General features: G+C 61.3%; 24 protein-coding genes. 17 read left to right on the top strand and 7 right to left on the bottom strand.

Translation table 11 applies throughout. The features are described 5' to 3' along the window. Positions 1–44: 44 nt before the first annotated feature. Together O3306_RS06685 and O3306_RS06680 are read left to right on the top strand one after the other, a co-directional pair. Entirely contained in the window at positions 45–1979 is a 1935-nt protein-coding gene (locus O3306_RS06685) for an OmpA family protein (protein WP_272004826.1), read from the top strand. Continuing rightward, the gene (locus tag O3306_RS06680; protein WP_272004824.1) at positions 1966–2292 is read left to right on the top strand and encodes a hypothetical protein; all 327 of its coding nucleotides are present in this window, start codon (positions 1966–1968) and stop codon (positions 2290–2292) included. The genes O3306_RS06685 and O3306_RS06680 overlap by 14 nt, the downstream gene beginning before the upstream one ends. Positions 2293–2354: 62 nt before the next feature. Here the strand turns inward: O3306_RS06680 and O3306_RS06675 are convergent, their stop codons facing one another. The 3 genes from O3306_RS06675 to O3306_RS06665 are packed head-to-tail and all read right to left on the bottom strand — an operon-like array spanning position 2355 to position 5550. After that, complete coding sequence (locus O3306_RS06675) at positions 2355–3056, bottom strand: response regulator transcription factor (RefSeq protein ID WP_272004822.1); 702 nt, start codon at positions 3054–3056, stop codon at positions 2355–2357. Beyond that, positions 3053–4951 (bottom strand): hybrid sensor histidine kinase/response regulator, encoded by a 1899-nt coding sequence (locus O3306_RS06670; RefSeq protein WP_272004821.1) that lies wholly within the window; start codon positions 4949–4951, stop codon positions 3053–3055. Before O3306_RS06670 ends, O3306_RS06675 begins: the two co-directional genes overlap by 4 nt. Then, complete coding sequence (locus O3306_RS06665; RefSeq protein WP_272004819.1) at positions 4948–5550, bottom strand: 2-hydroxychromene-2-carboxylate isomerase; 603 nt, start codon at positions 5548–5550, stop codon at positions 4948–4950. Before O3306_RS06665 ends, O3306_RS06670 begins: the two co-directional genes overlap by 4 nt. Positions 5551–5760: 210 nt before the next feature. Between O3306_RS06665 and O3306_RS06660 the strand changes: the two genes are divergently transcribed. The 6 genes from O3306_RS06660 (at position 5761) to O3306_RS06635 (ending at position 13168) form a co-directional block, all read left to right on the top strand. Further along, entirely contained in the window at positions 5761–7737 is a 1977-nt protein-coding gene (locus tag O3306_RS06660; protein WP_272004817.1) for an AMP-binding protein, read from the top strand. A 72-nt stretch (positions 7738–7809) separates the two neighbouring features. After that, the gene (locus tag O3306_RS06655; RefSeq protein WP_272004815.1) at positions 7810–8628 is read left to right on the top strand and encodes an ABC transporter ATP-binding protein; all 819 of its coding nucleotides are present in this window, start codon (positions 7810–7812) and stop codon (positions 8626–8628) included. 110 nt (positions 8629–8738) lie between these two features. Continuing rightward, complete coding sequence (locus O3306_RS06650; protein WP_272004813.1) at positions 8739–9725, top strand: branched-chain amino acid ABC transporter permease; 987 nt, start codon at positions 8739–8741, stop codon at positions 9723–9725. Positions 9726–9781: 56 nt separating this feature from the next. Then, the gene (locus tag O3306_RS06645; RefSeq protein ID WP_272004811.1) at positions 9782–10858 is read left to right on the top strand and encodes a branched-chain amino acid ABC transporter permease; all 1077 of its coding nucleotides are present in this window, start codon (positions 9782–9784) and stop codon (positions 10856–10858) included. 85 nt (positions 10859–10943) lie between these two features. Then, the gene (locus tag O3306_RS06640) at positions 10944–12227 is read left to right on the top strand and encodes an ABC transporter substrate-binding protein (RefSeq protein ID WP_272004810.1); all 1284 of its coding nucleotides are present in this window, start codon (positions 10944–10946) and stop codon (positions 12225–12227) included. 116 nt (positions 12228–12343) lie between these two features. Continuing rightward, positions 12344–13168: an ABC transporter ATP-binding protein gene (locus O3306_RS06635; RefSeq protein WP_272004808.1), complete on the top strand. Its 825-nt coding sequence runs from the start codon at positions 12344–12346 to the stop codon at positions 13166–13168. An 88-nt stretch (positions 13169–13256) separates the two neighbouring features. On the opposite strand, the gene O3306_RS06630 is transcribed toward O3306_RS06635, so the two are convergent. After that, positions 13257–14105, bottom strand: coding sequence for a hypothetical protein (locus tag O3306_RS06630; protein WP_272004806.1), 849 nt, complete (start codon positions 14103–14105; stop codon positions 13257–13259). A gap of 117 nt (positions 14106–14222) precedes the next feature. Here O3306_RS06630 and O3306_RS06625 point away from each other — a divergent pair, with 117 nt between their 5' ends. Further along, on the top strand, positions 14223–15446 hold the full coding sequence (locus tag O3306_RS06625; protein WP_272004804.1) for a phenylacetate--CoA ligase family protein: 1224 nt from the start codon (positions 14223–14225) through the stop codon (positions 15444–15446). 115 nt (positions 15447–15561) lie between these two features. On the opposite strand, the gene O3306_RS06620 is transcribed toward O3306_RS06625, so the two are convergent. After that, complete coding sequence (locus O3306_RS06620) at positions 15562–15852, bottom strand: hypothetical protein (protein ID WP_272004802.1); 291 nt, start codon at positions 15850–15852, stop codon at positions 15562–15564. Between the two features lie 232 nt (positions 15853–16084). Here O3306_RS06620 and O3306_RS06615 point away from each other — a divergent pair, with 232 nt between their 5' ends. From O3306_RS06615 to O3306_RS06605, 3 genes are all read left to right on the top strand, one after another. Further along, positions 16085–16369 (top strand): hypothetical protein, encoded by a 285-nt coding sequence (locus O3306_RS06615; RefSeq protein WP_272004800.1) that lies wholly within the window; start codon positions 16085–16087, stop codon positions 16367–16369. 106 nt (positions 16370–16475) lie between these two features. Then, the gene (locus O3306_RS06610) at positions 16476–16703 is read left to right on the top strand and encodes a hypothetical protein (protein WP_272004798.1); all 228 of its coding nucleotides are present in this window, start codon (positions 16476–16478) and stop codon (positions 16701–16703) included. A 77-nt stretch (positions 16704–16780) separates the two neighbouring features. Next, positions 16781–16969, top strand: coding sequence for a hypothetical protein (locus O3306_RS06605; RefSeq protein WP_272004796.1), 189 nt, complete (start codon positions 16781–16783; stop codon positions 16967–16969). Positions 16970–17070: 101 nt separating this feature from the next. On the opposite strand, the gene ubiB is transcribed toward O3306_RS06605, so the two are convergent. Next, the gene (gene ubiB, locus O3306_RS06600; RefSeq protein ID WP_272004794.1) at positions 17071–18603 is read right to left on the bottom strand and encodes a 2-polyprenylphenol 6-hydroxylase; all 1533 of its coding nucleotides are present in this window, start codon (positions 18601–18603) and stop codon (positions 17071–17073) included. 3 nt (positions 18604–18606) lie between these two features. After that, positions 18607–19350 (bottom strand): bifunctional demethylmenaquinone methyltransferase/2-methoxy-6-polyprenyl-1,4-benzoquinol methylase UbiE, encoded by a 744-nt coding sequence (gene ubiE / locus O3306_RS06595; protein WP_272004792.1) that lies wholly within the window; start codon positions 19348–19350, stop codon positions 18607–18609. Between the two features lie 100 nt (positions 19351–19450). Between ubiE and mutM the strand changes: the two genes are divergently transcribed. The 5 genes from mutM (at position 19451) to dnaN (ending at position 24808) form a co-directional block, all read left to right on the top strand. Beyond that, positions 19451–20329, top strand: a complete 879-nt coding sequence (gene mutM / locus O3306_RS06590; RefSeq protein ID WP_272004790.1) for a bifunctional DNA-formamidopyrimidine glycosylase/DNA-(apurinic or apyrimidinic site) lyase — start codon at positions 19451–19453, stop codon at positions 20327–20329. A gap of 64 nt (positions 20330–20393) precedes the next feature. Continuing rightward, the gene (locus O3306_RS06585) at positions 20394–21170 is read left to right on the top strand and encodes an enoyl-CoA hydratase (RefSeq protein ID WP_272004788.1); all 777 of its coding nucleotides are present in this window, start codon (positions 20394–20396) and stop codon (positions 21168–21170) included. 231 nt (positions 21171–21401) lie between these two features. Continuing rightward, a complete protein-coding gene (gene rpsT, locus O3306_RS06580; RefSeq protein WP_272004786.1) occupies positions 21402–21665 on the top strand; it encodes a 30S ribosomal protein S20 in 264 nt (87 codons plus the stop codon). Between the two features lie 495 nt (positions 21666–22160). Beyond that, positions 22161–23519: a chromosomal replication initiator protein DnaA gene (gene dnaA / locus O3306_RS06575; protein ID WP_272004784.1), complete on the top strand. Its 1359-nt coding sequence runs from the start codon at positions 22161–22163 to the stop codon at positions 23517–23519. A gap of 170 nt (positions 23520–23689) precedes the next feature. Next, entirely contained in the window at positions 23690–24808 is a 1119-nt protein-coding gene (gene dnaN / locus O3306_RS06570; protein ID WP_272004782.1) for a DNA polymerase III subunit beta, read from the top strand. The last annotated feature ends 25 nt before the right edge of the window (positions 24809–24833 follow it).

Here is a 24833-nt window from a genome sequence, read left to right as displayed (position 1 = left end):
CGGGCCTAAAGAGTTTCAGATCAACAATAATGATCGGCCCGCTGATGCGTTTGTCCTCGATCTTTGCCATTGCCGGTACATTCTTGCTGGCTGCGATCCTCGCCTGGGTGGCAGCCGGGTTTTCGGTCACGGTTATCGAAGACAATTCGCGGACCTCGGTCCGCCGCGCGCTCGAGCTTCAGGGGATGGAGTGGGCCGAGGTGGATGCTGACGGCCTTCAGGTTTTTCTCGCCGGGACCGCGCCGACCGAAGCCACGCGTTTTGCCGCGCTGTCGGTTGCGGGCGGTGTCGTGGATGCGGCGCGGGTGATCGACCAGATGTTGGTCGAGGACAGCGCCGATATCGAGCCGCCGCGCTTTTCCGTGGAAATCCTGCGCAATGGCAGTGGCCTGTCGCTGATCGGCCTGATCCCCGCGGCGATGGACCGTGATGTGCTGTTGGAGCGCATCGTCAAGTCAGCAAAGACAGACGAGGTTACCGACCTTTTGGAAACCGCCGACTACCCGATGCCCGCAGGTTGGGAAACAGCGATCGACTATGCGGTGCGCGCGCTGGGCAAGCTTGACCGTGCCAAGATATCGATCGATGCCCGGCAGGTCACGATCAAGACAATGACCGACAGCATCGAGGAGAAACTGGCGCTGGAGACCGAGCTGAACCGGCGCATCCCGGCCAAGCTGCTGGTGGATGTGGAAGTTTCTGCACCGCGCCCGGTGATCACGCCCTTTACCCTGAGGTTTCTGATCGAAGAGGGGACAGCACGGTTCGATGCCTGCTCTGCCGATACAGAATTGGCTCGCACCCAAATCATCAATGCCGCGACCAAGGCCGGCCTGACGGATGACACGGATTGCGTGATCGGCCTTGGCGTTCCGACGCCGCAATGGGGACATGCGGGCGCATTGGCGATCTCTGCTATCGGTGAACTGGGTGGCGGTAGCGTGACCTTCGCCGATGCCGATATTTCGCTCATCGCGGCGCAGGGAACGCCCGAGGATGTGTTTGATGATGTGGTGGGCGCGCTCGATGCCGCTCTGCCCGAGGTATTCGCGCTGCATGCTGTACTGCCGCCGCCGGAGGACAACGCAGCGCCCGTCACCCCCGAATTCGTTGCCACCCTTTCGCCCGAAGGGCTGGTGCAGTTGCGTGGACGGCTGGGCAGCGAGCGGCTGCGGCAGACCGTGGACAGCTTTGCCAAGGCACGTTTCACCACCGAAAGCGTCTATACCAAGGCGCGTGTCGTCGAAGGGCTGCCCGCCGACTGGCCGGTGCGCGTGCTGACCGGGCTGGAGGCGCTCGCCTATCTGTCGAACGGTGCCGTGGTGGTCGAGCCGCATACGCTGAGCGTCGTGGGCAATACCGGGAACAAGAACGCAAGCGCCCAGATTGCCGGGCTGCTGGCGGAAAAGCTGGGCGAGGCGGAACATTTCAAAATCAAAGTGACGTATCAGGAAAAGCTCGATCCCATCGCCAATATCCCGACGCCCGAGAAATGCATCGCCATGCTCGCCGAGCAGCAGGTCGGGCGGAAGCTGAATTTCGAGCCCGGATCCTCCACGATTGACGCAAATGGCGCGAGTATCTTGGATGATATCGCCGAGGTTTTGAAATCTTGCGGTGATATCAAGATCGAGATCGGCGGCTACACCGACAGCCAAGGGCGCGAGACGATGAACCAGCAACTGAGTCAGGCACGCGCGAATGCGGTGCTTGATGCGCTGCGCGCGCGGCGGATCATCACCAGCAACTACACCGCCGTCGGCTATGGCGAGGCGAACCCGATCGCCGACAATTCCACCGAAGAGGGGCGGGAGGCAAACCGGCGTATCGAGTTCCGGCTGATCCGGCCCGAGACCGAAGAGGCTGACGAAACAACACTTGAAGCCGCAGAAGATGCGGGTCAAGAAGACACATCCGCCGATACGAACCCTGATGCAGACCCCGTCGCAGAAGAAGGCACAGCCGATGAACAGAACTGAGTTTATCTTTGCCACGGCGATCATTCTCTTCGTCGCCTTCTGTCTGGGCTGGTTCGCCAACTGGCTGGTAAATCGTTTTATCCGCGTGTCATCCTCGGACATGGGAGAGCTGGACCGCATGGCGCAGGAGTTGCATGAGGCCGAAGAAACCCGCGATCAGGCGATCACCTATCTGCAGCAACGCGAGGCCGAGCTGACCAATCAGCTGAGCCAGACCGAGGCCGAGCTGGCAGCAACGATGGACGGGCTGCGCGAGGCCCGGCAGGAGGCCGAGCATATGCGCGCCCACCTGGAGCGTTCCGAACAGGGCTGAGCTTTCGCGTAGCCTGCCATATATCAAGGCAGCGACGGCCTATTGAGGTGATTGGCTCCCAATCATCCCCAGTCGACATCCGACAGGAAAATGTAGCCGGCACCATAGATCGTCTTGATCAGGCGCGGGTTCTTGGGGTCTTCGCGGAGCTTGGTGCGCAGCCGCGAGATGCGCACATCCATTGCCCGGTCAAAGCTGTCGCCTGCCGCGCCGCCCAGGGCCTCTTGCATTGCCTGCCGCGAGATCAGGCGTTTGGGGCGTTCGAGAAAGAGCCGGAGCACCTCACCCTCGGCATGTGAAAACGGGGTTTCGAGGCCGGTCTCGTCGACCAGCACGAAGCGGTCAAACGCGGCAGTCCAGCCCTGGAAATGCGCCACGTCGGCGGCGGGGGCGATGGGGGTGTCGCGCCGCAGCCGGGCGCGGATGCGCGCCACCACCTCGGCGGGATCGAACGGCTTGATGATGTAGTCGTCCGCGCCCAGTTCCAGTCCGGTCACGCGGTCCTGCACCTGCGCGCGGCCAGAGATGATGATGACCGCAGCGCCCTGTTCCAGCGCCAGCCGGTGTACCAGCGTCAACCCGTCGCGATCCGGCAGGGACAGATCCACCAGACAGAGGTCCGGCGTGGTCGTCTTGAGCGCGGCCTCGAATTCGGTGGCGCGGCCAAAAGTCAGGGTTCGAAATCCGGCCTCTTCCAGTGCGTCGGCCAGCATGCGCCGGATCTCAGGTTCGTCATCGAGGATCGTCACGAGGGGCGCGCTCATTGGGGAGTCTCCGATTTGACGGTGAGAAAGGCGTGCAGGTCCGCGCCTGAAAATGGTTTTCGCAGCACTGGCGCGATGGCGGTCGCGGCGGTGAAACGCGGGTCGGACGGCGGTAGCGATGTCATCAGGAAGATCGGGCAGGTCGCTTTCTCGACCAGGTCGAGGCCGGTCTGGTCGCCTTCCAGAACGATGTCCGACAAAACCGCCGAGATTTCGAGCAATTGCTCCAGCAGTGCCTGCGCCTCGGGCACTGACGTCGCCTCGATGACGCTATGGCCCGCATCGCGCAGCATGTCACGCACGGTATCACGCAGGTCGGCGCTGTCTTCGACCAGCAGGACGAGCCCCCGTGGCGGGGCATGCCCGGCGATGCGCAAAGGCAGGCGCAACGTCACTGTCCCGCCTGTGTCGGTGTTGCCGATGGTCACGCGCCCTCCTGCCAGCTTGGTCAGATCATAGACCATGACGAGCCCGAGGCCCGAGCCTTCGCCGCCCTTGGTGGTAAAGAACGGCTCGAATGCGCGCTCAAGCGCGCTTTCGCTGAAACCTGTCCCGGTATCCGTCACGGTAAAGTCGATCCACGTATCCTTGACGGCGGAGACGGTCAGCGTGATCCGGCCCTGTGCATCGCAGGCATCGCGGGCGTTCAGAACCAGATTGAGCAGCGAATCCTGCACCATTCCAGAATCAAGCAGCACCCGGTCGGGCAGATCCGGTGCGACGATGCAGAACTCCATGCCGTCTGGTACCGCGGCGCGCACCAGCGTATCCAGCTCTGACAGAAAAGCGGGCAGGTCGGTTGGCGTGGGATTGTGTTCTCGACGGCCGGTCATGTCGCTGATCCGGTTCAGCAGGCTGCCACCACGCCGCGCGGCTGATTGCGTGGCCGAGATCAACGCGCTCGCCGCTTCGGGCAGGTCCATGCGGGCCAGTTTCGACTGCATGCCGAGGATGATGGTCAGAAGGTTCGAAAAATCATGCGCAAGGCCGCTGGTCATCTGTGCGGCGACCTCGCGGCGACGGGTCTGTTGCAGTGCGGCGCGGGTCTGGGTCTCTTCGGTGATGTCCATCGACAGAACATAGATACCGCCCTGCGTGGGGTCGGGGGTAAGGGCGACGCGGATGCGGCGCGAACTGCGTTCATGCGTGAACTCGAACACGGATGGCGTGCCTGCAAACGCCTTTTCCACATACGGGTGGATCGCGTCATAGGCCTGCTTGTCGAGCGCGTCCTCAATCCGCTGGCCGACGAGTTCGGCCTTGCTGCCGGGCATGATCGTACTCAGCCGCCGGTTCGAGAACGTATAGCGCCGGTCGGGGCCGACATGGGCGATATGCGCGGGCATCATCTCGGTTGTCAGGCGCGTGCGGGCCTCAATCCGGGTGATCTGGCGCTTGGCCTCTTCCAGCGCGGTGACCGTTGCCTCAAGCTGGCGATTGGTGGCCGACAATTCGCTCGAATAGCTGCCCAATTGGTCCGACAGCTCTTCGGAACGGGCGCGCAGCAGGCTTTCATGCTGTTTGGTGCGGGTGATATCGGTATAGACCGTTACCCAGCCACCCTGCGGCAGTGGTGATCCTTCGACGCTGATCGTGCGGCCATTGGCGCGTGTGCGCTCCATGTAATGTGGCTCGAACTCGCGGGCGATCTGCGTGCGGCTGGTGACGAACTGCTCCAGATCGCCGACATCGCCATAGTCGCCGCGCTGCGCGAGATAGCGGATCGTTTCGGCAAAGCTGGCGCCGGGCGTGACCAGCGCGTCAGGCAGTTCGAACATTTCCTGAAACCGCTGATTGCAGACCGCGAGATGCAGGTCGCTGTCATAGATGGTCAGTGCCTGCTGGATCAGGTTAAGGCCCGCCATCGTCATCTCGGTGGTCGTGTAATTGCTCATGCCGTGTGGCCTGCGGCCCAGTCCAGCGCATCCTCCAGCCGGTCGTCCCCCCAAAAGAGCTCGTCTTCGATCAGGAAGCTGGGCGCGCCAAAGAGCCCGCGTCGGGTGGCCTCAGCGGTTGTTTCTCGCAATGCCAGCTTGTTGGCGGCGTCCTGTGCTGCTGGCAGGATATCGTCGGGCAGGCCGACTGCCCCGGCACAGGCGGCGACCACCGTCGCATCCGATATGTCCAGACCTTCTTCAAACTGGGCGCGGTAGACGGTCTGGCAAAAGGCCACGCCCTCGGGGCGGGTCAGCGCAATTTGTGCCACCCGTGCGGCCAGCAGGCCGTTTTGCGGAAACGGGTCGGGCTTCTGGATGCTCAGCCCGAGCTGCGCAGCGCGACGGTCCATGTCGCGCCACATGTAGCGGCCCTTGGCGGCGAAGATGTTGAACGGCGACGTATCCCAGCCTTGCACGGCAAAGATCGGCCCCAGCAGGAATGGCCGCCAGCGCACGTCTACACCCGCCGCCTGCGCCGCCTCCGGCAGGCGCATCGCACTGAGATAGGAATAGGTCGAGGCGAATTCGAACCAGAACTCCAGGGAAGGCTTGGTCATATGGGGCCACGCGCGCGATTTGATCGCTTCGCAGTTCCGGGCAGCGGGGTCGGGATGTCAAGCCCTGCAGTGCTTGTTACAATTCGTAGGGATTGAGAAATGTTCACGAAAAAGTTGACCGCGAGAGTAATTGCATCACTCTGACAGGTAGCGAGAATCGCCCGTCGAGGTGATCGGCCCGCGCAGACGGGCATCTGGGAGGAAGACAATTTGGCCAAGCCTATAGAGGCGACGGACGGGCTCGGCTCGATTCCGGCGCTGCTTCAACGTAATGCATCGCAGTTCGCCAATCGCCCTGCTTACCGCGAGAAGGAATACGGGATCTGGCAGAGCTGGACCTGGGCCGAAACTGAAAAAGAGATCGAGGCGCTGGCGCTGGGTCTGATCGACCTTGGCGTCAAAGAGGGCGATTTCATTTCGATCATCGGGCGCAATCGACCTTATTTCTACTGGGCCATCGTTGCGGCGCAATCGGTGGGCGCGATTCCCGTTCCTCTCTATCAGGACGCTTCGGCCGACGAGATGGCCTATGTCATGGACCATTGCGGTGCGCGCATCGCCATCGTTGAGGATCAGGAACAAGTCGATAAGGTCATCGAGATTCAGGGCCAACTGACTGAATTCGAACACATGATCTATATCGATCCGCGCGGTCTGCGCAAATACGATCATTCCAAGCTGCATGAATACAGTCAGATTCAGGACAAGGGCCGCGCCACCCACGCAGAAAACATCAACGAGTTGCGGGCGCGCCGCGAGAAGCTGAACTACGATAGCATCTGTGTCATGCTCTATACCTCGGGCACTACGGGCAAGCCCAAGGGCGTGGTGCTGAGCAACCGCAACATCATCGAGGCGTCCAGGTCGTCGTCCGAGTTCGACAAACTGCGGCTGACCGAAGAAGTGCTGGCCTATCTGCCGATGGCATGGGTGGGCGATTTCATCTTCTCCATCGGACAGGCCTATTGGTGCGGGTTCTGCGTGAACTGTCCCGAGAGCGCGGACACGATGCAGACCGACCTGCGCGAGATCGGGCCAACCTACTACTTTGCGCCGCCGCGCGTTTTCGAGACGCAGCTGACCAACGTGATGATCCGCATGGAGGATGCCGGCCGTTTCAAGAAATGGCTGTTTGATCGCTACATGGAGCACGCCCGCAAGGTGGGCGGCGACATTCTGGACGGCAAATCCGTGGGCATGATGGACCGGCTGAAATACGGGCTGGGCAACCTGCTGGTCTATGGCCCGCTCAAGAACACGCTTGGCCTCAGCCGCGTGCGCGTGGGCTATACGGCGGGCGAGGCGATCGGGCCGGAGATCTTCAGCTTTTACCGCTCGCTCGGGATCAACCTCAAGCAACTCTACGGCCAGACCGAGGCATCGGTTTTCATCACACTGCAACCCGACGGCGAAGTGCGCGCCGATACGGTGGGCGTGCCCGCGCCGGGGGTGGAAATCCGTATCGCCGACAATGGCGAAGTGTTCTATCGCAGCCCCGGCGTGTTCGAATATTACTACAAGAACGAGGAAAGCACGAAGAGCACGAAAGACCCCGAAGGTTGGGTCGCGACGGGCGATGCCGGTTACTTTGACGAGGAAACCGGCCAGTTGCGCATCATCGACCGCGCCAAGGATGTGGGCAAGATGGCGGGGGGCGAGCTATATGCGCCCAAATATGTTGAAAACAAACTGAAATTCTTTCCCAACATCCTGGAGGCCGTGGTTTTCGGCAATGGCCGCGAGGAATGCACCGCCTTTATCAATATCGACCTGACGGCCGTGGGCAACTGGGCGGAGCGCAACAACATTGGTTACGCGTCGTATCAGGAACTGGCGGGACATCCGAAGGTGCTGGAGACGATCCGCGAGCATGTCGAGACGGTGAACCGGTCGCTGGCGCATGATCCGATGCTGGGGGGATGTCAGGTGCATCGCTTCCTTGTGTTGCACAAAGAACTGGATGCCGACGATGGAGAGATGACGCGCACCCGCAAGGTGCGGCGCGGTGTGATCTCGGAGAAGTTCAACGACCTTCTGACCGCGCTTTATGACGGGTCGGACGAGATATTCACCAAGACCGAAGTGACCTACGAGGATGGCCGCAAGGGCAGCATTTCAGCCACGCTGAAGATTGTCGATGCGGCGGTGGTCCCGGTCGAGGGTACGCGACAGGTGGCAGCGGAATGATCGTGCACCGCTCAGCTTCGCTTTCGCCCCGCCCGCCATCCCGCCTGGGCGCGGTATTCAAAGGATATTCCAATGCTTGACAGCGTCGAACCCTATACCACCGAAGACGGCCGGAAGATCGGCGGCGTGGTGATGGAGATGAAGAATATTACCCTGCGTTTCGGGGGGGTTACGGCGATCCAGGATATCAGCTTCGACATTCGCGACGGAGAGATCCGCGCGATCATCGGCCCCAATGGCGCGGGCAAGTCATCCATGCTGAACGTCATCAGCGGCTTCTACAACCCGCAGGAGGGCGAGGTGTTCTACAAGGGCGAGAAACGCCCGCCGATGAAGCCCTTCCAGGTCGCTCAGCAGGGCATCGCGCGCACGTTCCAGAACATTGCCCTGTTCGAGGGGATGAGCGTGCTGGACAACGTGATGACGGGCCGTATCCGGCAGATGAAGGCCGGGTTGTTCGCGCAGGCGCTCTGGAAGGGCAAGGCCGAGCGTGAAGAGGTGGAGAACCGGGAAGTTGTTGAAAAAGTTATTGATTTCCTCGAGATTCAGCACATCCGCAAAACGCCGGTCGGCCGTCTGCCTTATGGTTTGAAGAAGCGGGTCGAGCTGGCTCGCGCGCTGGCGGCGGAGCCGTCGATCCTGCTGCTGGATGAGCCGATGGCGGGCATGAATGTCGAAGAAAAAGAAGACATGAGCCGTTTCATCCTGGATGTGAACGACGAGTTCGGCACGACCATCGCGCTGATCGAACATGACATGGGCGTGGTCATGGATCTCAGCGACCGGGTGGTGGTGATGGATTACGGCAAGAAGATCGGAGACGGCACGCCCGACGAGGTGCGCACGAACCAGGATGTGATCGATGCCTACCTGGGGGTGGCGCATGATTGATTTTCGCACATCGGTATCGCGTCGGTATTCCGTCGGTAGAGCGTCGGTGCGCGCGGACGCGGGCGCAAAGGCCCCGGCGCGGGTAGGCCCCAATTCTGGAGGACAGCACAATGCCTGAACAACTGGTCTTTGCGATGGAGGTTTTCCTCAACGGGCTGATGGCCGGGGTGCTCTATGCGCTGGTCGCGCTGGGCTTTGTGCTGATCTACAAGGCCAGCGGCATCTTCAACTATGCCCAGGGGGTGATGGCGCTGTTTGCCGCGCTGACGCTGGTGGGGATCATGGACGGGCAGGTGCCGTTCTCGCACCTGATCAACGCGGTCTTCGGCACCGAAATTCACCATTTCGGCTGGCACTTGCCCGCCTTGCTGGCGATTGTCCTGACGATGGTGGTGATGATTGCGCTGGCGTGGCTGGTGAACCATTTCGTGTTCCGCCACCTGGTCAATCAGGAACCGATCATCCTGTTTATGGCGAGTATCGGGCTGGCCTATTTCCTAGAGGGAATGGGTGACATCATGTGGGGCGCAGACATCAAGAAGCTGGATGTCGGGCTGCCGCAGGGGATCAACAGCGCGATTGACGAAATTACCTTTGGCATCTTCGATTACGGGTTCTTCATCGACAATCTGGATATCGTGGCGACGGGGATCGCCGCGCTGCTGGTCGTCGGGTTGGTAATATTCGCGCAATACACCAAGCAGGGCCGGGCGATGCGCGCCGTGGCCGACGACCATCAGGCGGCGCTGAGTGTCGGAATCTCGCTGAATTACATCTGGGTGATGGTCTGGTCGCTGGCGGGGTTCGTGGCGTTGGTTGCGGGGATCGTCTGGGGCACGAAATCGGGCGTGCAATTCTCGCTGTCGCTGATCGCGCTGAAGGCGCTGCCGGTGCTGATGCTGGGTGGCTTCACCTCGATCCCCGGTGCCATTGTCGGTGGGTTGATCATCGGCGTGGGCGAGAAGCTGTTCGAATTTGCCATCGGTCCGATGATCGGGGGCGCGACGGAAAACTGGTTTGCCTATGTTCTGGCGCTGATCTTTTTGGTGTTCCGGCCGCAGGGATTGTTCGGGGAGAAGATCATTGAGCGCGTTTGACCGGTACAAGACTGCCGGGATGACGCCCGGCCTATACAAGACTGAGGGGTCCTATCATGTTCTATCGTGAAGCAGGCGATTTCAAGACCTCCTATGCCGAGGACAGCCAGACCTTTCCGATCAAGTTCGACCGGTACCGGTACTATGCGGTTCTGGTCATCGCCTTTGCGGTGGTGCCGTTCGTCATCAATGATTACTGGGTCAACGCGGTGTTCCTGCCGTTCCTGATCTATGCCATCGCGGCGATCGGGCTGAACATCCTGACCGGCTATTGCGGGCAGGTGAGCCTGGGCACTGGCGGGTTCATGGCGGTGGGCGCCTATGCCTGCTACAAGCTGATGACGTCATTTCCCGAGGTGTCGATCCTGATCCATGTGATCCTCGCGGGGGGCATCACGGCGGGCGTGGGCGTCTTGTTCGGGTTGCCGTCGCTGCGCATCAAGGGGTTCTACCTGGCGGTGGCGACGCTGGCGGCGCAGTTTTTCCTGGTATGGCTCTTCAACCGGGTGCCGTGGTTCTACAATTATTCGGCCTCGGGCCAGATCAGCGCGCCCGAGCGCACCGTGCTGGGCGTGCCGGTCACTGGGGCCGAGACCGCGCCCTGGGCGGCCTATCTTGTGTGCCTGCTTTTCGTGACGGCGAGCGCGCTGGTGGCGCGGAACCTGACGCGGGGCATGGCCGGGCGCAAGTGGATGGCGATCCGCGACATGGACATTGCCGCCGAGATCATCGGGGTGGATCCGCTCAAGGCCAAGCTGAGCGCCTTTGCGGTCAGTAGCTTTTTCATCGGGATCGCCGGTGCGCTGTTCTTCTCGGTCTATCTGGGCGCTGTGGAAGTGGGCGAGGCGTTTGGGATCAACAAATCTTTCCTCGTGCTCTTCATGGTGATCATCGGCGGGCTTGGCTCGATCTTTGGCAGCTTTGCGGGTGCTGCGTTCCTGGTGCTGCTGCCGGTATTTCTGAAGAACCTGCTGGTGGGCGGGCTGGGCTGGCCTACCGATCTGGCGGCACATCTTGAGTTCATCATCGTCGGTGCGCTGATCATCGTGTTCCTGGTGGCCGAGCCACATGGGCTGGCGCAGCTGTGGCGCGTGGCGAAAGAGAAGCTGAGACTTTGGCCCTTTCCCCACTAGGGGCGGGCTGACGACGTGCGGTGGGGGGGAGGAACCCCACCTTGCGAAAGAAGAGATCGGACAAAACCAAGGGAGGATCAAACCGATGAGAAAAACACTGATGACGGCCGCGCTGGGCGCGATGATGGCCGCGGGGCCCGCGCTTGCGGATCTCGTCGTGGTCGATACCAGCTATCGCACCGGCCCCTATGCTGCGAACGGCATCCCGTTCTCGGACGGGTATCAGGATTATTTTACCCTGATTAACGAACGTGACGGCGGCGTTGGCGGCGAGAAGATCAAGGTGATCGAGTGCGAGACCGGCTACAACACCGAGAAGGGCGTCGAATGCTATGAAGCGACCAAGGGCGAAGGCGCGTTGCTCTATCAACCGCTCAGCACGGGCATCACCTATCAGCTGATCCCCAAAGCCACGTCGGACGGAATTTCGCTGCACACGATGGGTTATGGGCGGACGTCCGCCAAGAACGGTGCGGTGTTCAAGAACGTGTTCAACTATCCGGCCAACTACTGGGACGGGGCAAGCCACGCGATCACCCATATCTTGAATGAGAATGGCGGCGACATTTCAGGGCGCAAGATCGCGCTGGTGTACCACAATTCCGCCTATGGCAAGGAGCCGATCCGCACGCTGGAAGAACTGAGCAAGAAGCACGGGTTCGAGCTGATGTTGCTGCCGGTGGATCATCCGGGCCAAGAGCAGAAATCGCAGTGGCTGCAGATCCGCCGCGAAAAGCCGGACAATGTGATCATGTGGGGCTGGGGCGTGATGAACCAGGTGGCCATCCAGGAAGCGGTGAACATCCGTTTCCCGATGGATCAGTTCATCGGTATCTGGTGGTCCGGGTCGGAGAACGACGTGAAATCGGCGGGTGCCAAGGCCAATGGTTACAAGGCGCTGACCTTCCACAACCTTGGCAGCGACTATCCGCTTTATGACGACATGGCGAAATATGTCGTCGAGGCGGGCAAGGCTGCGGGTGCGGGCGATCAGGTCGGTAGCGTTCTCTATAACCGCGGCATGTACGCGGCGATGCTGGCGGTCGAAGCGATGCGGACCGCGCAGGAGATTGCCGGCACGTCGGCCATCAATGCGGCGCAGATGCGCGATGGCATGGAAGCGCTGGAGATCACCGAGGCCAAGATGGCCGGTCTGGGCCTGCCGGGCTTTGGGCCGGAGTTCAAAGTGTCGTGCGAGAACCACGGCGGCGACGGCATGGGTGCTGTATCGCAGTGGAATGCCGAGAAGGGTGAGTTTGAGCTGATCACCGACTATTATCAGTCTGACCAGGAAGTCATCAATGCCCTAGTTGCCGAGGATTCGGCATCTTACGCGGCAGAGAACGGGATCGAGCCGTCCTGCAATTGAGCCTAACTCTCCGGCCGCAGCATCCGTTGCGGCCGGGGAATTCGAGTATTTTTACAAAGAAGAAGCATGATCGTGCGCCCTGTCAGTCGGGCGCGCCATGACGGGAGAATCCTGAGATGCTGGATGCCGGACAGACCGAGGAAAACCTCCTAGAGGTCAACAATATCGAGGTGATCTACAATCACGTTATCCTGGTGCTGAAGGGTGTCAGCCTCAACGTGCCCAAGGGCGGGATCACCGCGCTGCTGGGGGGTAACGGGGCGGGCAAGACCACCACGCTCAAGTCGATCTCGAACCTGCTGCGCTCGGAGCGCGGCGAGGTGACAAAGGGCAGCATCAGCTACCGGGGCGAGCGCATCCAGGATCTGGCGCCCTCGGAACTGGTCAAGAAGGGTGTCATCCAGGTGATGGAGGGGCGGCATTGTTTCGAGCACCTGACCGTCGAGGAAAACCTGCTGACCGGGGCCTATACGCGCAAGGCGAGCCGCGGGGATATCGATGCCGATCTGCAACTGGTCTACAGCTATTTCCCGCGCCTCAAGGAGCGGCGTCGCAGCCAGGCCGGCTATACCTCGGGCGGTGAGCAGCAGATGGTGGCGATCGGCCGGGCGTTGATGTCACGGCCCGAGACCATCCTGCTGGACGAGCCGAGCATGGGGCTGGCGCCGCAGTTGGTGGAGGAGATTTTCAACATAGTGAAATCGCTGAACGAGAAGGAAGGGGCGACCTTTCTTCTGGCTGAGCAGAACACCAACGTGGCGCTGCGCTTTGCCCACTACGGGTATATCCTGGAATCCGGGCGCGTGGTGATGGACGGCCCGGCACAGAGCCTGCGCGAAAACCCGGATGTGAAGGAATTTTACCTGGGGATGTCGGATGACGGGCGCAAGTCGTTTCGCGATGTGCGCAGTTATCGCCGCCGCAAGCGGTGGCTGAGCTGAGGCCGGGCCGGAGCCGCACATGACCCAGTACCCCAGTACCGATAGCAACACAGAGACCGGGCAGCGCGAAATCGCGGTGCGCGCAGGCTCAGTCTTCGGGCAGGTCGGCGCGCAGTTCCTCGATCAATTCGAGCGCTTCGGCGCGGGTGTTGCGGATGTTGGGGCGGAAACCCTGGCTTTCGGCACGCAGGCGGATATCGGCCTCGGTTTCGGAATCGGCCGCATAGCGTACCGAGCCGAGCGAGTAGGCGATGTTGAGCGCCTTGCCGCGAAAAGCGTAGCGTATCCATGCGCCGGGCATGATCTGGCATCCGTTCATGTCGACGAGGAAGAACCACTTGCGGCCGGTCTCCTTAAGGCGTTCCTCGAGATACTCGTAGACATCGTCGACGTCGCGGCTGTGATTGAGCGTGAAATGCGAGAAATCGACATGCATGATCCCGCTTTCGTCATCGAAGCGGACGCGGCGCACGAAATCGGTCAGCGTATGGCTGGGTTCAAGGTTCTGTTTGCGGCGGCGGGTGTTGGGCAGTTCGGCGATCCGCGCCAAAGCGGCCTTGCGATCGGCGAAGAGGTTGGGATCGAATGCCTCGGTATTGGCGGCGCGGATGATTTGCTGGCGGGTCTCTTCGGAGGCATCATACCGAACGGAGCCCATGGAATGCGCGAGGTTCAGCGCGCGGCCACGCCGCGAATAGGCGATCCATGCGGCGGGGTCGATACGGGTGCCGTTGAGGTTGATCATGAAGAACCACTGCGGCTCGCCGGTGGCGTCGATGCGGGCTTCGAGCCGGTCGTAGAACCGGTTCACGATCTCGGAGCCGCCGAAATGGAAATCGGAAAAATCCACCTCCATGGTCTGGATATCGTCGTGAAAGGTGATGCGCCGGTCGAGCTCGGCATCATCCGCGGTGGACGGCGTGCTGGTGAGAGGCATGGCGGTCACACTCCGAGCTTTATTGTATACGAAGGAATACCGAAATGTGCCACAGAGCGGCGTCCAAAGCAACTGGTCAGGCTGTCGCAGACGCGCAGCGGGTGAGAGGAAGGTTACATGTCGCAGTATTTTGATGAGTTGGAGACACGCAGCGCCGAGGCCCGCGCCGAGGCGCTGGCGCGCGATCTGCCGCTTCAGGTGGCACGGGCGCAGGCGCTGCCGGGGTACCGCGATCACCTGTCCGGGGTCGATCCGGCACGTGTGATTCGGGTCGAGGATCTGGCAGCTCTGCCGGTGCTGCGCAAATCCGATCTGAGCCGGGAACAGCGCGCCAATGCGCCCTTTGGCGGGCTGGCGGCGCGCGCGCCCGGTGCGTTTGCGCATGTGTTTCAGTCGCCCGGGCCGATCTACGAGCCGGGCAGCACCGATCACGACTGGTGGCGGATGGGCCGGTTTCTGGCGGCCTGCGGGATCGGCAAGGGGGATATCATTCAGAACTGCTTTGGCTATCACCTGACGCCGGCGGGGATGATTTTCGAGAATGGCGCCCGCGCCGTGGGAGCCGCCGTGTTGCCAGCCGGGACCGGCCAGACCGAACTGCAGGCGCGGGCCGCGCATGATATCGGTGTGACCGCCTATGCCGGTACACCTGACTATCTGAAAGTGATCCTCGACAAGGCGGACGAGCTGGGGCTGGCGCTGAAAATCACCCGGGCTGCGGTTGGCGGGGGGGCGTTGTTTCCTTCCCTGCGGCAGGAATATGCCGACAGGGGCATCGTTTGCCGGGAATGCTATGCCACCGCCGATCTGGGAAACATCGCCTATGAAAGCGCGGCGATGGAGGGGCTGATCGTGGATGAGGGCGTGGTCGTCGAGATCGTCACGCCGGGCACGGGCAACCCTGTTGCCCCCGGCGAAGTTGGCGAAGTGGTGGTGACCACGCTCAACCCCGACTATCCGCTGATCCGCTTTGCCACCGGCGACCTGAGCGCGCAGATGGAGGGGACAAGCCCCTGTGGCCGGACGAATATCCGGATCAAGGGATGGATGGGCCGGGCCGACCAGACGACCAAGATCAAGGGCATGTTCGTGCGCCCAGAGCAGGTGGCGGATCTGGTCGCGCGGCATGACGAGATTGCCCGCGTGCGTGTCGTCGCCACCCGCGAGGGCGAGATGGACGTGATGACCGTTCAGATCGAGAGCAGCGAAGGGGGCGACGAGGCCATTTATGCAAGGTCGGTCGCCGATGCGTTGAAGCTGAAGGGCCGGATCGAGATCGTTCCCAAGGGCGCGCTTCCCAACGATGGGAAAGTGATCGAAGATCGCCGCAGTTACGACTGAGCGATGATACGAGAGCAGGGTGCGCGATGCGGGTCTTTCGAAAGGTCCGGGACGCGCTGGTCGCGAGGCTGCTGCCGCGGTTCCGGTCGGGTAGGCGTCACGCAGGCGGCGGGCGTCAGATGTCGGCCACGATCTCGCCCTTCATCTCTCCGGTCATCCGGGTCTGGTCATCCCGGTGGATCGATTTGCGTACCTCGTCGATCTGCAACTCGGCTGCGTCCCGCGTGATCTTGTCGGGCCATTCGGTGATGGCCGCGCTGGTCCGGTCGCTGGTGCGGATGACCGTGACGCGGCTTGCCCCGTAACTCTTGAGTGCGGGAATACGTTTCTCTTCGATTGCGCGCAGGGCCAGATTGTAGTCGGCCCCATCGGCAATTTCCCATGTGGTGATTGTGATGTAGCGCATATCTCTACCTCCATCGTCAATCAGACCAGTCTAGCACGAAACCCCGCCCAATGATTGATATTTGTCAATTGTGGCGCGTGTCCGGCTTTGTGCCAAAAGGCGCAAACATTGACCAAATGGGAGAGATTCCGGGGCTGACAGCGCGCGCCTTGCAAAACCCCTACAAATTGAAACGTTAACGCCCTCTTGAGAAGCGCCCTGTAACACTGCCCTTGGGTGAGGCTTTGATGATGTGACCGCAGGCGCCATTGTTCAGCAGCAACCGGTGCCGGCGGGAGGCGGCGCCGTGGCCTGGGATGGCGCCGATGAGACAGGCCAGATCCTGCCTGAGGGCACCTATCATATGAGCGTCGATTCGTTTCCGGGCGAGACGCATCTGGGGACCGCCCCGGTCGCCACTCAATCGCGCGTGGTCGAAGCCCGGCTGAGTGGTGGCATCACGGTCCTGATTATGGAGGGCGGGCAGGAAGTACTGACGTCCTCTGTCATCGCGTTGCTCCGACCCGAGGACGGGTGAGGCGGCAGCCTGCCGCGTTCCAACCTCGCCGGGTGCGACGTGGCGATTGCGCGTTACTGCGTGATCATTTCGGCCTTAAAGTCACGGTGGCTTGCACCTCTTCGGAGTGAAAAAGGGCGGCTATGAATCGTGGGGGGATGCCGATTTGCCTGACGCAGCGGCATGTTGCATGATCGCAACGGTTGAAAAGTCGCGCCGCTTACTCATGCTGGGTCACCAAATTACGTCAAGAAATATCAAGCAATATCAGTTGTGTAGGGATGTGCGTGTCATGATCGGCGAAGAAGCGCAAAACAGACCGAAACTGAGGATTACTATTTTGTTTGTCTTCTGATTGTGCGATATTCGCCTTGAGGTTTGTGGAGACACAAATTCTGAAACCCGGTTTGGAGAATATTTATGAAAAAGCTTATGACCCTTGCAGCAGCTGCTGCAATCGCCGTCTCCGCTGTTGCACCTGTTGCAGCTCAAGACGTCAACGCTGATCCGTTCGTGTCGACCGCAGGTCCCGCGCTGGGCCTGACGCCCGGCCTGATCGCTGCAGGTATCGCTGTCACGATCATCGGTATCGCTGCGCTCGACTCGAGCGACGACACCTGAGAATACGCACCGCGCTTCGGCGTGGGTGTATCAGGAAAAGGCAGCCCACTGGGCTGCCTTTTTCGTTTGTAGCTCCGAAATGTCGGTGGCTGTTCCCGGTCTCAGAGAACCGCGAGACAGGCCGCCAGCAGACCGGCCCCCAGAACAGCCCCACCGGCGCCCCAGAGCGCCAGATCACGCCGCCGGTGGCGCGGTGGCTCTGGCGGCGGGGCAGAGGCGCGGATCAGCGCGGCTTCCACCAGTTGCGGCAGGCGCGGGCCAAAGCGTGACAGTACCGCGGCAGTCCGTCCGAAGCTCTGAGCGATGGCGCGGGGGCCCAGGCTCTGACGAATGTAGTCCTCGACCACAGGGCGGGCGACTTGCCAGATGTTGATCTGCGGGTTTAGCGAGCGTGCGACGCCCTCGACCACAACCATCGTGCGTTGGAGCAGGATCAGTTCGGTCCGGGTTTCCATGCCGAAACGTTCGGTCACCTCGAACAGGTAGCTGAGCAGGCTGCCCATGCTGATCCGGCTGGCGTCCATGCCGAATATCGGCTCGCCTACGGCGCGCAGGGCGCGGGCGAATTCGTCTACATCACGGTCGGCTGGCACATAACCGGCCTCGAAATGCACCTCGGCGACGCGGCGATAATCGCGCTTGATGAAGCCATAAAGGATCTCGGCATAAACGCGGCGGGTGTATTCGTCGATATGGCCCATGATGCCAAAGTCATAGGCAATGATATTGCCATTTGGCGCGACCTTGAGATTGCCCTGATGCATGTCGGCATGGAAATACCCGTCGCGCAGCGCGTGGCTGAGGAAGAGCTGCAGCACTCGGTTGCTGAGGTCCACACGGTCATGGCCGGCTGCGTCAATCGCGGCATTGTCGCCCAGCGACACGCCATCGGCCCATTCCATTGTCATCACCCGGCGGCTGCTCAGATCCCATTTGATCGCGGGCAGTTGAAAGCCCTCGTCACCGGCGGTGTTGGCGGCAAATTCCGAGGCCGAGGACGCCTCGAGCCGCAAATCCAGTTCTCCCATCACGACGCCCTCGAAATGGGCGATCACATCCGTCGGCCGCAGGCGGCGCGCGGCGGGTGAGAGGAATTCGATCAAGTTGGCGGCGAAGTAGAAGGCATCGATATCGACGCGAAAGGCGCGTTCGATCCCGGGGCGTAGCACTTTGATCGCGACCGCCTCGCCATTCTCGCGCAGCGTCGCCTTGTGCACTTGGGCGATGGACGCGGCGGCGACGGGCGGGCTGAAATCGTCGAACATGGTCTCGACTGGCTGGCCCAGTTCATGCTCGACGCTGGCCTTGGCCGTGTCGATGTCAAACGGCGGCAGCTTGTCTTGCAGGATGCGCATCTGCGTGGCCAGTTCGTCGCCCACCAGATCGGGCCGGGTCGAGAGGATCTGACCGAACTTGATATAGGCCGGGCCCAGTGCCGTGAGCGCCCGTGTTGCGGGGGGCATGTTGGGGTCGCCGCGCAGGCCCAGCCACTGGAACGGCCAGGCGAGGAAACGCAGTGCGCCGCGGACTAGGGGAGGCGCGTCCATTGCGTTCATGATCACGGCCATCGCGCCGGTGCGCTCCAGCGTGGCACCCGTGCGGATCAGGCGGATGATATTATGTGGACCTCGCATCGCTCAGATTTTCCAGCCGGAATGCAGGCAGGCGATGCCCATGGTCAGGTTGCGGTACTTGGCCTGTTCGAACCCTGCGGCGCGCACCATCCCGAGGAAAGTGTCCTGATCGGGGAACTGGCGGATCGATTCGACAAGATACTGATAGCTGTCGCGATCACCGGCGATCACCTGTCCCAGACGCGGGATAATGTGAAACGAATAGAGGTCGTAGACCTTTTGCATCAGATCGTTGGGGATCTGGCTGAATTCCAGCACCATCAGCCGGCCGCCGGGTTTGAGCACACGAAAGGCCTCGTTCAGCGCCTCTTGGGGGCGGGTGACGTTACGGATTCCGAAGCTGATCGTGTAGACGTCAAAGCTGTTATCGGCAAAGGGGAGCGCCATCGCGTCGCCCACCACCCAGTCAAGGTTGGCGGCCATCTGGTCGGCCTCGGCACGCTTGCGGCCTTCGACCAGCATCGGCTCGGTCAGGTCCAGCACGGTCGCATGGCCAGAACCCGCGCGTTTGAGAAACCGGAATGCGATGTCGCCGGTTCCGCCCGCCACATCCAGCAGGCGCTGGCCGGGACGGGGCGCCAGCCAATCCATCATCGCATCCTTCCAGACGCGGTGGATGCCCATCGACATGGCGTCGTTCATCACATCGTATTTGCTGGCCACAGAGCCGAACACACCGCGCACGCGGCCTGCCTTTTCGGCTTCGGGGACGGTCTGAAATCCGAAATGGGTGGTTTTCTCGGTCATGGGCCTTGCCTTGCACGGTTTCAGGGCCTTGTTATAGAGCGCTCGGGCGCGGACACAATGCGGCCCTTTCACACTTGCCCGTATACTGCCGGAGACTGCCATGCCCGAACTGCCAGAGGTTGAAACCGTCCGCGCCGGGCTGGCCCCGGTGATGGAGGGCGCGGTGATCGCCCGGGCTGATGTGAACCGGCCCGATCTGCGCTGGCCGTTCCCCCCTGATATGGCTGCGCGGCTGGCCGGGCAACGGGTGCTGGGGCTGCGGCGGCGGTCCAAGTATATCCTGGCTGACCTGAGTTCTGGCGAGACGTTATTGATCCATCTCGGCATGTCGGGGCGGATGCTGATCTCGGGCAATCCGTCTGACCCCAGAAGCGCCTCTGGCAAAACGGGCCGATTCGTACATGACCATCCGGCGCCGGAAAAGCATGACCATGTGGTGCTGTATATGGAGAATGGCGCGCGGATCACGTTCAACGATCCCCGGCGTTTCGGGGCGATGGATCTGTTCGATACGGCGCTGGGCGAGGGGCATGTGCTGTTGGCCAAGTTGGGGCCGGAGCCGCTCGGCAACAGTTTCAACGAGGATTACCTGATTGCTGCGTTGAAGGCCAAGGCGACCCCGATCAAATCGGCGTTGCTGGACCAGCGAATCGTTGCCGGGCTGGGCAATATCTATGTGTGCGAGGCGCTTTTTCGCGGGCGTATCTCGCCGCGACGAAGGGCCGCGAGCCTCAGCGCCCGGCGCGCGGGTGGGCTGGTGCCGATCATCCGTGAGGTGCTGCGCGATGCCATCGCGGCGGGTGGATCAAGCTTGCGTGATTTCCGGCAAGCCGATGGAGAATTGGGATATTTTCAACATCGTTTTGACGTCTATGACCGCGAGGGACAGGCGTGTCGCCATGAGGGTTGCACCGGGACTGTGAGCCGAATCGTGCAGGCGGGGCGTTCGAGCTTCTACTGTCCGAAGTGCCAAAGATAGGTTGAAAGCGTGGGCCGGGGTGGTAAACCCTGAGGCCTGACAGAAACAAGCGAAAGCAGATTTCATGGCCTTTGAGACGATTACTGTCGAGGTAGAAGACCACGTTGCCCTTATCACCCTGAACCGTCCCGATGCCATGAACGCGCTGAACGATCAGCTGCTTGGCGAGTTGGTGACGGCGCTGGAAGACGCGCAAGCCAACGACAAGGTGCGGTGCATCGTTCTGACCGGCTCGGAAAAGGCGTTTGCCGCCGGGGCCGACATCAAGATGATGAGCGAGAAGAGCTTTGTCGAAGTGTTCGCGGGGGATCTCTTTGGGCCCGAGCCGGACGCGATCATGCGCATCCGCAAGCCGATCATCGCTGCCGTCTCGGGCTATGCGCTGGGCGGCGGCTGCGAACTGGCGATGATGTGCGATTTCATCATCGCGTCGGAAACCGCGAAGTTCGGCCAGCCCGAAATCAATCTGGGCGTGATAGCGGGCATGGGCGGAACGCAACGCCTGACGCGGTTGATCGGCAAATCCAAGGCGATGGACATGAACCTGACTGGGCGCTTCATGGACGCCGAAGAGGCCGATCGATCTGGTCTGGTCAGCCGCGTGGTGCCGGTCAAGAAGTTGCGCGAAGAGGCGATGGCCGCCGCGTCCAAGATCGCCGAGAAATCCATGATCAGTGTGATGGCGGTCAAAGAATCGGTGAACCGCTCCTACGAAATGCCCCTGCGCGAGGGGCTGCTGTTCGAGCGGCGCGTGTTCCAATCTCTCTTTGCCACCGAAGACCAGAAGGAAGGCATGTCTGCCTTCATGGAAAAACGCGAGGCGCAGTTCCGCGACAAATAGGCCGGTGCAGGCCCTTGGGGGCGCGGCGCTGTTTCCGGGGCGGATCGTCAGATTGCGGGCGGTTTGCGCTCCGGCACTTGCAATTCTGACCTGTCAGGGGTATCTGACGCCGCAATACATGCGCGTGATGCCCGCTCAGGCAAGAATCAACTCCCTATGAGGGGCCCGTTCGGGATCATGCTGTACAATTGAAAACATAATGACCGAACACTGAGAAAGGGTCTGATTCACATGGCCAATACGCCACAGTCCAAAAAACGCGCCCGCCAGAACGAAAAGCGATTTGCTATCAACAAGGCACGCCGTTCGCGCATCCGCACCTACCTGCGCAAGGTCGAAGAGGCGATTGCCTCGGGTGACAAGGATGCCGCCGCCGCCGCCCTGCGCGCCGCTCAGCCCGAGCTGATGCGCGGTGTCACGAAGGGTGTCCTGCACAAGAATACCGCGTCGCGCAAGGTCTCGCGGCTGTCGGCACGGGTGAAGGCACTCGGCTAAAGAACGGCTAACGTGTTGATCGTAAAGGTGTCGCTTATGCGGCACCTTTTTTCGTTTCTGAGGCATAAAAATAACGCCTGAGATTCTTTTCCTGAAAAAACAGAGTCAAGGACGAAGAACAGTTGCGAGTGCGCCGAAGCAGTTGCTAGTTTGCCCTAGCGATTCACCTGGGGGAAGGGATGATCCGCACACGTGACGCCAGCTTATTCAGGCGTCAGTAAGCGTATATGCAGGGCAATTGCCTTGCCAGCATTTGCCCCGGTACGACATGAATTTCGTCGCGGATCAGGCGGTACGGGGATGTCCCGCCATCCGTTTACGACGTAAAACTTACGCAATGGCCCATCTGTGGGGTCTGGGTGTTGTGACCACTGCGGTTTCAACAGTCTGCGTTTTGCGTCTGAAGTCATGTTGGATCGCTTCGGCCGGATCGGGTGCAGGCCCGCCGGGTTTGGAAATGGCAATGTTGATGCGCTGCTCGCGGAACGGGAACGAATGACACAAGATCAATGGGGACGGGTCAAGCAAGACCTTCGGAAAACGGTCGGATCGAGCAACTACACTAACTGGATCGAGCCTCTGGAATTGTCGGGGGTCGCGGATGGGGTCGCGACACTTGACGTGCCGACCACTTTCGTCGGCAATTATGTTGCACAGAAATTTGGCGAACAGATCCTGTTCCATTTCCGCACGGACACGCCCGAAGTGCGTCGCATTGCGTTCAACGTGCCTGCCAAGCGCTCTGCCGCGCCACGCGCCCAAGTGCCTGCCGCCCCAAAGGTTGATGCGGGCCGGGCCGAACGCGAGGCGCTGATCGCAGCCGCGCCGCTGGACCCTAAATTCACCTTTGACAGTTTCGTCGTCGGCAAGCCGAACGAATTGGCCCATGCGGCCGCCAAACGTGTCGCCGAAGGCGGGCCGGTCACGTTCAACCCGCTGTTTCTCTATGGGGGCGTTGGCCTGGGCAAGACGCACCTGATGCATGCGATCGCGTGGGAGCTGCAACAGAATCAGCCCAGCCTGACCGTGCTTTACCTGTCGGCAGAGCAGTTCATGTATCGGTTCGTGCAAGCATTGCGCGACCGCAAGATGATGGATTTCAAGGAAATGTTCCGCTCGGTCGATGTTCTGATGGTTGATGACGTTCAGTTCATTGCCGGCAAGGAGAGCACGCAGGAAGAGTTTTTCCATACTTTCAATGCGCTCGTCGATGGCGGCAAGCAGATCATCATCTCGGCGGACCGTGCCCCGGGCGAGATCGAAAAGCTGGAAGAGCGCATCAAGTCGCGCCTGCAATGCGGCCTGGTGGTGGATCTGCATCCGACCAACTACGAATTGCGTCTCGGGATTCTGCAATCGAAAGTCGAATTCTACCGCAACCAATATCCCGATCTGGTCATGGCCGACGGGGTGCTGGAGTTTCTCGCGCACCGGATTCGCAAGAATGTTCGGGTTCTTGAAGGCGCGCTGACGCGGTTGTTTGCCTTTGCTTCGCTGGTAGGGCACGAGATCACGCTGGATTTGACACAGGATTGCCTGGCCGACGTGCTGCGCGCCTCCGAGCGGCAATTGTCGGTGGAAGAGATCCAGCGCCAGGTATCGGACCATTACAACATCCGTCTGAGCGATCTTGTCGGGCCCAAGCGGACCCGGATCTATGCGCGCCCGCGCCAGGTGGCGATGTATCTGTGCAAGCAGATGACAAGCCGCAGCCTGCCGGATATCGGGCGCCGTTTTGGCGGACGCGACCACACCACCGTGATGCATGGTGTGCGCCGGATCGAGGAGCTGCGCGCGCGCGATGCGCAGATCGCCGAGGACCTGGAGCTGCTGCGCCGCACGCTGGAAGCCTGAGGCGCGCCGCTCTTCCGCCCAAATGGGTGTTATCGCCGGATCGCGCGGCTCGCCGACTTGACGGGCGCGTCGATCCAGCGGAAAACTGTCAGAAAAGGCTTGCACCGGTAGGGGACGTTGCTAACGTGCCCTTCCCGGCGCGGCGGTGCGTCAAGTGAAGGAGCAGGGCCATGAAACTCAGCATTGAACGGGCGACCTTGCTCAAGGCGGTGTCTCAGGCGCAATCGGTGGTCGAGCGGCGCAACACGATCCCGATCCTCGCCAACGTGTTGATCGAGGCCGAGGGCGGCACGGTTCAGTTCCGCGCGACCGACCTGGATATCGAAGTGGTGGACAAGGCGCCGGCGCAAGTGGAGCGCGCGGGATCTACGACCGTATCGGCGGTGATGCTGCACGAGATCGTGCGCAAGCTGCCCGATGGTGCGCTGGTCACGCTGAGCGACGATGGCACCAGCGGACGGCTGGCGGTCGAGGCCGGGCGGTCGAGTTTCAACCTTGCGACGTTGCCCAAAGAAGATTTCCCGGTCATGGCCACGTCCGAGTATGCCAGCAATTTCTCGGCCAAGGCGCCAGTGTTGCGGCGGCTGTTTGACAAGTCGAAATTCGCGATCTCGACCGAGGAAACGCGGTATTACCTCAACGGCGTCTACATGCATGTGGCCGAGTCCGATGGTGGCAAGGTGTTGCGCTGCGTTGCTACTGACGGACACCGGCTGGCCCGTATTGATGCGGACCTGCCCGAAGGGGCTGCTGACATGCCGGGCGTGATCGTGCCGCGCAAGACCGTGGGCGAGTTGCGCAAGCTGCTGGAAGACGACGACATGATAATCGCCGTGTCGGTGAGCGAGACCAAGGTCCGCTTTGCCACGCCGGACATCACTCTGACGTCCAAGGTGATCGACGGTACGTTCCCGGATTACACGCGGGTGATTCCGCAGGGCAATACGCGCAAGATGGAAGTGGATGCCGCCGAGTTCGCGCAGGCCGTGGACCGGGTCGCGACCGTCAGTTCAGAGCGCAGCCGCGCAGTCAAACTGTCACTTGATGAAGACCGCCTGGTGCTGTCGGTGAACGCGCCTGATAGCGGGGCCGCCGAAGAAGAGCTGGCCGTCGCCTATGGGGATGAGCGGCTGGAAATCGGGTTCAACGCCAAGTATCTGCTGGAAATCGCCAGCCAGGTGGATCGCGAGAACGCGGTGTTCCTGTTCAATTCAGCCGGCGATCCGACGCTGATGCGCGAGGGCAATGATCTGAGTGCTGTATATGTCGTCATGCCGATGCGCGTGTGACGCGCGCTGCGCCGGTGTCTTTGCG

This window comes from Roseovarius sp. ZX-A-9, assembly GCF_028369135.1.
Lineage (GTDB): Bacteria > Pseudomonadota > Alphaproteobacteria > Rhodobacterales > Rhodobacteraceae > Roseovarius.
This window is presented reverse-complemented; position numbering and strand designations above follow the sequence as displayed.